The 11,308-nt window shown below is 46.1% G+C and carries 8 protein-coding genes; all 8 read left to right on the forward strand.

Going from position 1 to position 11,308, the window contains the following annotated elements; all coding sequences use genetic code 11:
- Positions 1 to 99: 99 nt before the first annotated feature.
- The 8 genes from rnjB (at position 100) to NYE38_RS08665 (ending at position 11,196) form a co-directional block, all read left to right on the forward strand.
- Positions 100 to 1,767, forward strand: coding sequence for a ribonuclease J2 (gene rnjB, locus NYE38_RS08630; RefSeq protein ID WP_017417792.1), 1,668 nt, complete (start codon positions 100 to 102; stop codon positions 1,765 to 1,767).
- A gap of 115 nt (positions 1,768 to 1,882) precedes the next feature.
- Positions 1,883 to 2,620, forward strand: coding sequence for a ClpP family protease (locus NYE38_RS08635; RefSeq protein ID WP_003154162.1), 738 nt, complete (start codon positions 1,883 to 1,885; stop codon positions 2,618 to 2,620).
- Positions 2,617 to 2,826: a YlzJ-like family protein gene (locus NYE38_RS08640; RefSeq protein ID WP_003154161.1), complete on the forward strand. Its 210-nt coding sequence runs from the start codon at positions 2,617 to 2,619 to the stop codon at positions 2,824 to 2,826. Before NYE38_RS08635 ends, NYE38_RS08640 begins: the two co-directional genes overlap by 4 nt.
- A gap of 134 nt (positions 2,827 to 2,960) precedes the next feature.
- Entirely contained in the window at positions 2,961 to 5,324 is a 2,364-nt protein-coding gene (locus NYE38_RS08645; protein WP_017417793.1) for a DNA translocase FtsK, read from the forward strand.
- A 124-nt stretch (positions 5,325 to 5,448) separates the two neighbouring features.
- Complete coding sequence (locus NYE38_RS08650; RefSeq protein ID WP_007409813.1) at positions 5,449 to 6,174, forward strand: GntR family transcriptional regulator; 726 nt, start codon at positions 5,449 to 5,451, stop codon at positions 6,172 to 6,174.
- Between the two features lie 111 nt (positions 6,175 to 6,285).
- A complete protein-coding gene (locus tag NYE38_RS08655) occupies positions 6,286 to 7,515 on the forward strand; it encodes an MFS transporter (protein WP_017417794.1) in 1,230 nt (409 codons plus the stop codon).
- A gap of 106 nt (positions 7,516 to 7,621) precedes the next feature.
- Positions 7,622 to 8,077 carry a MarR family transcriptional regulator gene (locus tag NYE38_RS08660; protein ID WP_003154157.1) on the forward strand — a complete coding sequence of 152 codons (456 nt, stop codon included), beginning with the start codon at positions 7,622 to 7,624 and terminating at the stop codon, positions 8,075 to 8,077.
- Positions 8,077 to 11,196 (forward strand): MMPL family transporter, encoded by a 3,120-nt coding sequence (locus NYE38_RS08665; RefSeq protein ID WP_017417795.1) that lies wholly within the window; start codon positions 8,077 to 8,079, stop codon positions 11,194 to 11,196. The genes NYE38_RS08660 and NYE38_RS08665 overlap by 1 nt, the downstream gene beginning before the upstream one ends.
- Positions 11,197 to 11,308: the final 112 nt, after the last annotated feature.

The following is an 11,308-nucleotide window of genomic DNA, read 5'->3' on the forward strand; positions in this document are numbered from 1 at the left end:
TCCCTAAACCTTCCGCTTCTTCTTGTTTTCTAAAATTGATATCAGTTATAATAGGAACAAGTGATGATGGACGGGTATGAGACTAGGAGGATACAGATTTTGAAAAAGAAAAATACAGAAAACGTCAGAATTATCGCCCTTGGCGGCGTCGGAGAAATTGGGAAGAACCTATATGTCATTGAAATTGACTCAGACATATTTGTAGTGGATGCAGGGCTGATGCACCCTGAAAATGAAATGCTCGGTATTGATGTCGTCATTCCGGATATTTCCTACTTAGTAGAACGGGCTGACCGCGTGAAGGCCATCTTTCTGACACACGGGCACGATGAAAACATTGGAGGCGTCTTTTATTTATTGAACAAGCTGTCGGTGCCGGTATACGGAACGAAGCTTACTCTTGCATTACTGAGAGAAAAGCTCAAGCAGTACGGGCATAATCGAAAAGCTGATTTGCGTGAAGTTCACTCTAAATCAGTCATTACATTTGAATCAACGAAAGTATCGTTCTTTAAAACAATTCACAGTATTCCGGATTCAGTGGGAGTCAGCTTCAAAACATCACTTGGCTCTATTGTATGCACGGGAGACTTTAAATTTGACCAGACGCCTGCTTATCACCAATCATGTGATATTGGCGAAATTGCCAAAATCGGAAACAGCGGCGTGCTCGCCCTGCTTTCTGACAGCGCCAATGCGGAGCGCCCGGGGTATACTCCGTCAGAAGCATATGTAAGCGGTGAAATTTCCGATGCGATGAACAGTTCAGAAAACCGTGTCATCATTGCTGTATTCGCGTCTAATATCAACCGGATCCAGCAAGTGATACAGGCTGCCGTCCAGAACGGCCGCAAACTTGCAATCGCCGGAAAAAATCTGCAAAACGTGCTTCAGCTTGGGCGCAAACTCGGCTATATTGAAGCCGAAGATGAAATGTTTATTCCTGTGCAGGATGTGAAAAAATATCCGAAGCGGGACGTGGCAATTGTTACAGCCGGAAGCCATGGTGAGCCGCTGGCCGCTCTTACGCGGATGGCCAAGCAGGCGCACAAGCAGCTTAACATTGAAGAAGGAGACACCGTTGTCATTGCATCAACACCGATTCCGGGGCATGAATTGATATATTCCAAAACCGTCAACCTGCTTGCCCGCGCCGGCGCTCAAGTCATTTTCGCCCAAAAACGCGTGCATGTGTCCGGTCACGGTTCGCAGGAAGAATTGAAACTCATGCTTAATTTGCTGAAACCGAAATATTTAATTCCGGTTAACGGTGAATTCAGAATGCAAAAAGCGCATTCCAAAATCGCAGAAGAGATCGGCATGAAACGCAGCGACATTTTCTTGATTGAAAAAGGTGACGTCGTTGAATTCCGCGGTCAGAATGTGAAAATCGGGGATAAAGTCACGTACGGAAACGTTCTGATTGACGGCCTCGGAGTCGGCGACATCGGCAACATCGTGCTGAGAGACCGCCGCTTATTATCACAAGACGGCATTCTCATCGTCGTGATCTCACTCGATAAGCAGAAAAAGAACCTCGTATCAGGTCCTGAGATCATTACGCGCGGTTTCGTGTATGTCAGAGAATCAGAAGGTTTAATTGTACAAGCTACTGAGCTCGTCCGCTCTATCGTGACTGAAGCGACGGAAACATCTGCCGTAGAATGGTCCACGCTGAAACAAGCAATGCGTGATGCGCTGAATCAATTCCTTTATGAAAAAACAAAACGCAAGCCGATGATCATTCCGATCATTATGGAAGTATAATGTATACAAAGCCGGAGCGCATGATGCTCCGGCTTTGTTTTTGTTCATGTCCCGGATGGAAATCATCATCTTTGTTCATAATACAAAGAGACATTCGGAAAGGGTGAAAGATAAAATGGATCATCGTATGGAAAACACCGAAGAACAGCAGCCCGAAAAATCAGATGCGAAAGACAGCATTATGAGCAAAATTCAGCAGCTGGGAGAGACATCTCTGCCGCAAATGTCCCAAGATACCAATATTCACTGCCTGACGATCATCGGCCAAATTGAGGGGCACGTCCAGCTCCCGCCGCAAAATAAAACAACCAAATATGAACACGTCATTCCGCAAATCGTCGCGATTGAGCAAAATCCGAAAATCGAAGGACTTCTGATCATCTTAAACACCGTCGGAGGCGATGTGGAAGCGGGGCTTGCGATTGCGGAAATGCTCGCATCCTTATCAAAACCGACCGTTTCAATCGTACTCGGCGGGGGCCACTCCATAGGTGTGCCGATCGCCGTGTCATGTGATCATAGTTTTATCGCGGAAACAGCGACTATGACCATTCACCCCGTTCGGCTTACAGGTCTGGTTATCGGGGTTCCGCAAACGTTTGAATACTTGGATAAAATGCAGGAGCGGGTCGTCAACTTTGTGACCCATCATTCAAATATTTCCGAAGAAAAATTCAAAGAGCTGATGTTTTCAAAAGGAAACTTAACCAGGGATATCGGGACGAACGTAGTCGGGAAAGATGCGGCTGATTACGGATTAATTGATGCCGTGGGCGGCGTCGGACAGGCGATAAAAAAGCTGAATCAGCTGATTGAGGAACGAAAGGGCGAGGAAGGAAGGATGATTCAATGATCCTTTATACCGTCATGCCCCAAGAAGTCGTTTACGGACAGGATATAGAGCAAAGCGTGCATGAACAGGTCGATTACGCCGGCGTGCCGCTGCTAGTTGAGATGAAGGGAAATGAAGCTGAAGTCGTACAGATTTTAAGTACGAACCCGATGGATTTTCTGAATCCGGACATCGCTCCGGGACAAAAAATCAAGCTGAAAATCTAACCGGCATTCAGTCCGTTTCTCGGGGGCAAAATATGCTATAATAGGGGAATCCTACAGAAAAATGCAGCCGGCAAAAGGCTGCTTTTCTTCATGAGGTATGATTTTACATTTTTTAACGCAGTAAGGTGATGAGTGTGGCAAAGAAAAAACGGAAATCTAAAAAGAAACAAGAGAGTAAGCTCAATCTAAAATACGAACTAAGCGGACTGCTCTGTGTTGCAATCTCAATTATTGCTGTTTTGCAGCTCGGCGTTGTGGGACAGACATTTGTGTACTTGTTCCGTTTTTTTGCCGGAGAGTGGTTTATTTTATGCTTAATTGCGCTCTTCCTTCTCGGAATTTCGCTGTTTTGGAAAAAGAAGAGTCCAAGCCTTTTAACGAGAAGAAAGGCAGGGTTGTACTGTATTATCGCGAGCATATTGCTGCTGTCTCACGTGCAGCTCTTTAAAAATCTGTCTCATCACGGGTCGATTCGGTCGGCAAGTGTCATCGGCAACACGTGGGAGCTGTTTATGATTGACATGAAACAGCAGGCTGCTTCCCCTGATTTGGGCGGCGGCATGATCGGCGCGGTACTGTTTGCAGCTTCCCACTTTCTATTTGCATCAACGGGTTCACAAATCATGGCGATCGTGCTGATCTTAATGGGGCTGATTCTTGTAACGGGCCGTTCACTGCAGGAAACGCTCAAAAAGTGGACGAGCCCCGTCGGCCGGTTTATCCGCGGTCAATGGCAGGCATTTCTTGAGGATATGAAGACGGTCAGAACGAATATGTCTTCGCCGAAAACAAAAACAAAATCGGGCAAAAAACAAAAACGGGTTCAAAAGAAAAAAGAAGAGCCTGAACCGGAGGAAGAGGATGATGAAATCATTTCGCCGATCATCCATTCAGAGCCGATTATTTCAAGCTTTTCAGACCGTCAGGAAGAGCCCGCCGAAGAACCGCTGATTCCGGAAAAAACGCAGGAGACGGCGCAAGCGGCAAAAGTTGAGCCTTCCGGCGGCGCTCAAGACAGTGGCGAAACGGCTGCGGCTCCGCCGATGACGTTTACAGAGCTTGAAAATAAAGATTATCAAATGCCTTCATTGGACATACTGGCTGACCCGAAACATACAGGCCAGCAGACCGATAAGAAAAACATTTACGAGAATGCAAGAAAACTCGAGCGGACTTTTCAAAGCTTCGGCGTAAAGGCGAAAGTGACGCAGGTTCATCTCGGTCCGGCGGTCACAAAATATGAGGTGTATCCGGACGTCGGGGTCAAAGTCAGTAAAATCGTGAATCTGAGCGATGACCTCGCGCTCGCGCTTGCCGCGAAGGATATCCGGATCGAAGCGCCGATTCCGGGCAAATCGGCAATCGGCATCGAGGTGCCCAATGCTGAAGTTGCGATGGTTTCGTTAAAAGAAGTGCTTGAATCCAAGCTCAATGACAAGCCGGACGCGAAGCTTCTGATCGGCTTGGGGCGAAATATTTCCGGGGAAGCCGTGCTTGCCGAACTGAACAAAATGCCCCACCTGCTCGTAGCGGGGGCAACGGGAAGCGGAAAAAGCGTCTGTGTCAACGGTATTATTACGAGCATTCTGATGAGGGCTAAACCGCATGAAGTGAAGATGATGATGATTGACCCGAAAATGGTTGAACTGAATGTGTATAACGGCATTCCTCATCTGCTTGCGCCGGTCGTGACAGATCCGAAAAAGGCCTCGCAGGCTTTGAAAAAGGTCGTCAATGAGATGGAGCGCCGCTATGAGCTGTTCTCCCATACGGGTACGAGAAATATAGAAGGCTATAACGACCATATTAAGCGGTCAAATGCCGAAGAAGAAGTCAAGCAGCCTGAGCTGCCATACATCGTCGTCATCGTTGACGAGCTTGCCGATCTGATGATGGTCGCTTCTTCCGACGTGGAAGATTCAATTACGAGACTTTCACAGATGGCGCGGGCGGCGGGAATTCATTTGATTATCGCGACACAGAGGCCTTCAGTCGACGTTATTACCGGTGTTATTAAAGCCAACATCCCGTCAAGAATCGCTTTCAGTGTCTCATCTCAGACCGATTCACGGACGATTTTAGACATGGGCGGCGCTGAAAAGCTTCTGGGGCGCGGAGACATGCTGTTTCTGCCTGTGGGCGCAAATAAGCCGGTGCGTGTGCAAGGGGCATTCTTATCCGATGAAGAGGTTGAGCATGTCGTCGATCATGTCATTACGCAGCAAAAAGCGCAGTATCAAGAAGAGATGATTCCGGAAGAAGTTTCGGAAACACACAGTGAAGTAACGGATGACCTCTATGACGAAGCGGTCGATTTGATTATCGGCATGCAGACGGCATCAGTCTCCATGCTTCAAAGGCGGTTCAGAATCGGATATACGAGAGCTGCCCGTCTGATTGACGCAATGGAGGAACGGGGCGTCGTCGGGCCGTATGAAGGAAGCAAACCGAGGGAAGTACTATTATCTAAGGAACAATATGATGAGCTCTCTTCTTAAAAAGGAGAGAGTTTTCACTGAAAATGATATCACCAAAATCATTCCTATTTATTTTTTTATCAAAACATGATATAGTTGTCCCAATTGTTCAATAATTTATGAAAGTGGTTTACGGAGGGGAAACATGTCTACAAAAGCTGACAATCGTCACTTGTACCTAAAAGTGATTGAGCGAATCAAAGAGGATATACAAAACGGAATTTACACCGAAAAGGAAAAGCTTCCTTCTGAATTTGAGCTTTCAAAATCAATGGGTGTCAGCCGGGCAACTCTGCGTGAAGCTTTGCGTATCCTTGAAGAGGAGCATGTGATTATCAGAAGGCACGGTGTGGGCACTTTCGTCCATACAAAACCGCTGTTTCTTTCAGGTATTGAACAGCTCAACAGCGTGACGAAAACGATTCAGCAGGCGAACATGGTGCCGGGTACGATTTTTTTGTCGTCTCAGGTCATCACGCCGTCTGATGAAGATATCGCTAGATTCCGGCTTGAGCCTGAGCAGGAGCTTTTTTATTTGGAACGCGTGAGAACGGCAAGCGGCACTCCGGTCGTTTACTGTTTAGATACGATTCCGATGCACATTCTGCCGAATTCTTTCTGTCATGAACAGGAGTCTATTTTTGATCTTTTGGAAAAAAACTCCGGGTCTGTGATCAGCTATGCCGTTGCTGATATCGAACCGATCGGATATCACGATACGATTTCACCGGTTTTGGAATGCGAGCCGGAGACGGCGCTTTTATTGCTGAAGCAAACCCACTATAATCAGAATGATGAACCTGTGCTGTATTCATTAAATTATTTCCGGGCTGATAAGTTCAGTTTTCATGTTGTAAGAAAACGTTTTTAAGACAGACGCGTCATGTGTCTGTTTTTTTATTTGCCGTTTCAGTACATACTTTGTTTTCTGCAAGGCACAATAAAACAGGAAACAACCAAGTATAGTGAATGGGTGAATAAGTTGAGTAAGAAGAAAAATGGAACGAAAAATATCATTGCTCTGGCTTCTGTACCGCTCGTGATGACACTCGGGAATTCCATGCTGATTCCTGTGCTTCCGATGATTGAAAAGAAGCTGTCCATATCGTCTTTTCAAGTATCGTTAATTATAACGGTCTATTCGATTGTGGCGATTATTTGTATTCCGATTGCCGGATATCTGTCCGATAAATTCGGAAGAAAAAAGGTTCTTCTGCCTTGTCTTCTCATAGCCGGCGCGGGCGGAGCGCTTGCCGCGATAGCTTCCACCGCGTTCAAGCATCCTTATCCCATTATCTTGGCGGGGCGGGTGCTGCAGGGAATCGGTTCGGCAGGGGCGGCTCCTGTAGTGATGCCGTTTATCGGTGATTTATTCAAAGGGGATGATGAGCGGATTACCGCGGGGCTCGGCGATATTGAGACGTCTAACACAGCCGGGAAAGTAATAAGCCCGATTCTCGGTTCGCTCTTGGCTGCATGGTTTTGGTTTATGCCGTTTTGGTTCATTCCGTTTTTTTCGCTCATCAGTTTTTTTCTCGTATTGTTTTTGGTGGCAAAGCCGGAGGAACAAAAAGAAGCGCCTTCTATTTCCGAATTTGTGAAAAATGTCGGCCGCATATTTAAACGTGACGGACGCTGGCTCTTTACGGTATTTATCATCGGCTGCGTGATTATGTTTTTGCTGTTCGGGGTTCTTTTTTATTTATCAGACTCACTGGAGAAGAAATACGGCATTGACGGTGTGGCTAAAGGAGCGCTTTTGGCAATCCCGCTTTTATTTCTATCCGTCAGTTCATATATATCAGGCAGGAAAATCGGAAAAGACCAAGGCAAAATGAAGTTTTGCATCGTTTTCGGAATGAGTGCCGTGACACTGTCGTTTATCGGCCTATGGTGGAATCACAGTTTTTATTTATTATTTATCTTTTTGTGTGTCAGCGGTATCGGTATCGGAATGGCATTGCCGGCTTTAGACGCTGTCATCACAGAAGGCGTAGACAACGAGGAATCGGGAACCATCACCTCATTTTATAACAGCATGCGGTTTATCGGAGTAGCGGCGGGACCGCCGATCTTTGCTGCCCTGATGTCAAATGCAGGCTGGCTGATTTTTATTTTATCCGCTTTTTGCGGCATTGTGTCTGTATTTTTAGCGCTGTTAAATATCTCATCACAAGCAAAAGAAAAGAAGGAATCATTAAAGACGGTGTAATCTGCACTGTCTTTTTTTATTTTATTTTGAAGATTGACATGATACCGTCAAGTCGTTATTCTTTTTAATAGTTAAACATATTAACTATCGGAAGGAGGGGGAAAAGGTGCATGAAGAAAAAGTAAAGCAGCTGATTCAGCGTTATTCCGATGTATACCTGCACGTCTTAAAAAAAATTGACAGTATTATCGCTGAAAAAGTGAACAAAGAACTGACATTGGATCAATATTATATCCTCCGCTATATTATGCTCAATCCCGATTGCAAATCAATTGAACTGGCCGCGGTGTGCCACGTCAATAAAAGCGCCATTACATCTATGACGAACCGCCTGTATGAAAAAGGCTACATCAATAGAGAACGCAGCCAAAGCGACCGCCGGAGCATACTTTTAAATGTCACGGAAAAGGGGACGGAAGTATTTCACCGTGTGGAGCGGCGGATTGAGGAACTCGTCCGTTCATATATTATGTATTTTGATGAAGACGAGGCGGAGATGTTCGTGAATACATATGAAAAATTATATCGATTGATGATGACAGAGGAGGATCAGCAGACATAATGAAAAACATTATCCGAGCCCGCTGGATCATCGCCGCGGTGTGGGTCGCCGCAACGGTGATATTTATGCTTACAGCGCCTGATATGGCTGAATTGACACGGGAGAAAGGGCAGATCTCCGTACCGGACGGGTATTCCTCTTCTTACGCCCATGAATTGCTTGATGAAATGTCTGATTCAGAGGCGCCGTCTTCTTCTGCCGTCATCGTATTTCACGAAAAAGGCTTAATGACAGACAAAAAAGATCGTCTGGAAGAAGCCGTCAGCACTTTGTCTGAACATAAAAAAGCGCTTCAGATTAAAACGGTGACCTCATACTTCGGGGAGAAAAATGACGACATCAAAAAACAGCTGCTGTCAAAAGACAGACAAACGATGCTCGTTCAGCTGCAGCTTGATACATCCAAAAACGATATCATCGAAATAAAAAATAAAATTGATAAAGAGCTGAAACCGTACGGCGTATCATACGGCATTACAGGCCAATCGCTGATCGACGAAGATGTGTTGAAAAGCTCACAGGACGGCTTGAAAAAGACTGAATATATAACGGTTGCTTTTATCCTGATCGTGCTGATCCTTGTATTCCGGTCAGTGGTCGCTCCGTTTGTGCCGCTTTTATCAGTATTGATATCTTATTTAGTCAGCCAGTCGATTGTCGCATTTTTAGTCGATCAGCTGAATTTTCCGCTCTCAACTTTTACTCAGATTTTTATGGTTGCGATTATGTTCGGAATCGGTACAGACTACTGCATTCTGCTTCTCAGCAGGTTTAAAGAAGAACTGTCGCATGGCGCTGATATAAGAGAAGCGATCGTCGTGACTTACAAAACGGCCGGAAAGACGGTTTTGTACAGCGGCGGTGCGGTGCTGATCGGATTTGCCTGCATCGGATTTGCGACATTTAAGCTGTATCAGTCGGCAGCGGCCGTTGCGGTCGGTGTCGCGGTGCTGCTGCTTGCGCTCATGACGATCGTGCCGTTTTTTATGGCTGTTTTAGGAAAAAGACTGTTTTGGCCTGTTAAGGGCGATATTTCCCATCCTCAAAGCAAAGCATGGGAAACGTCAGGGCGGTTTTCATTTAAAAGGCCGCTCATCAGTCTTGCAATCGTTGCGGTATTCACCGTCCCGCCTATCCTTCTTTACAAAGGGTCGCTATCTTACAACAGTCTTGACGAAATCGGGGATAAATATGAATCCGTCCGCGCGTTTAATACGATTTCAGACGCATTCGGCCCGGGAGAACTTCTTCCGGCCACTGTCGTCATCAAAAATGATGAGACTCTAAATACCGAAAAACACCTGATTGATATCGAAAAAATCAGCAGAGAACTTGAAAAAACAGAGGGTGTAAAAACGGTCAGAAGCGCCACGCGCCCTGCCGGAAACGGATTGAATCAATTATTTGTCACAAATCAGGCAAAGCAGCTTCAAGAAGGGCTTGATAAAGGCAATACGGGACTTGAAAAAATTACGGACGGATTAGGGCATGCCGCAAAGTCGTTAGTTGATTCACAGCCGCAGATCGAAGAGTCGGGGAAAAGCGTCAATCAGCTTATTGACGGAACATTGTCTCTGAAATCCGGGCTTTCTGATATAGGAGAAAACCTGAATAAACTGCAGGCTGGCGTGAACGAGAATAAAGCCGGCGTCGCCCAGATGAGAAAGCAGATTGAAGAGCAAAAACAAATGCTGACTTCACAGCTCAGCCAAAATAGCGGTCTCGCTTCAGAAACGCAAAACGCTTTAAAATTGGTAAAAACCGTCCTGCCGATGAAAGATGAAGCCAGCAGACAGCTTGCCGATTTGAACAAGCAGCTTGCCCGGCTGCCGTTTGCAAAATTGGAAGCGTCAATACCGTCAGTCAAAACCGATCCCTCTTACCAAGAAATCAAATCGGCCTTTACGGGTGTACAGTCAGCCGTTTCCAAGGCAAACGCGGATGCAGAAGCTTTTTCTAAACAGGTCGACAGTCAAAAGGATCATCTGCAGCAAGCGGAAAAACAATTTGCCCGGCTGGCAGCCGCTCAGAAGAAGATTGACACTCAAATTAACGCAATGATCAACGGTTTGACCAGTATTGAAAACGGTCTGCAGCAAGTGTCAGACGGACAGGGGGCTCTCGCAGGACAAATGCCGCGCCTTGAATCGGCGGCAGGACAGCTCGCGGAGGGCCAGAAAAAAATGAAGAGCGGTCTCGGTGATTTTTCTTCCCGGCTCAGCGATCTTTCTTCAGGCCTTAACGACAGTGTAAAAGGGCTTAAGAAAGTATCAAGCGGCATGATGGGGGCGAATGATTACCTGGGTGAGCTTCACAAGGCGTCAGACAAAGAAATGACAGGCTGGTTTGTGCCGAAAGACGCCTTGAAAAACAGTGATTTCACAAGCGTGTTTAATACGTACATGTCAGATGACAGAAAAACGACAGAATTGACTGTCGTTCTTGATAACAATCCTTATTCAAATACGGCCATTCAAGATATTCAAGCGATCAAAGCGAGCGTGAAAAGGGCCATTCCGAACACGGATCTGAAGAATGCTTCCTTCGGCGTTTCGGGAGTCTCCAGCATGAATGCCGATCTGAAGGAAGTATCGGATTCAGACTTCAAACGGACGGCAATGTTTATGCTGGCGGGAATTTTTCTGATTCTCATCGTGATGCTGCGCTCCCTCATTATGCCTGTTTATTTAGTGGCGTCGCTCGTACTGACGTATTTCGCATCCATCGGCGTAACGGAATACATCTTTACACACTTCTTCGGGTATCCGGGCGTAAACTGGGCCGTGCCGTTCTTCGGCTTTGTCATTTTGATGGCTCTTGGCGTGGATTATTCCATCTTTTTAATGGACCGCTTTAATGAGCTGAAAAAAGAAGGAACGGAACCCGCAATGATCAGCAGTATGAAAAATATGGGTTCCGTCATCATTTCTGCGGCGATTATTTTAGCGGGAACCTTTGCGGCCATGCTGCCGTCAGGCGTTCTTTCCTTATTACAGATTGCAACCGTGGTATTAACAGGCCTTCTCATGTACGCAATTGTCGTCCTTCCGTTTTTTGTACCGGTCATGGTGAAAATATTCGGAAGAGCCAACTGGTGGCCTTTCAATTTGAAAAAATAACGTTCAATGCCTCTGCCTGTTTTCGGGCAGAGGTTTTTTGTTTCCTTATAAATCCTCCAGTTGATATAATTACATCTGCGTACTCTTTTTTGCGAATGCTGAAATTTGGTCA

It is taken from the genome of Bacillus sp. EU63, from assembly GCF_038592915.1.
GTDB classification, from domain to species: domain Bacteria; phylum Bacillota; class Bacilli; order Bacillales; family Bacillaceae; genus Bacillus; species Bacillus velezensis.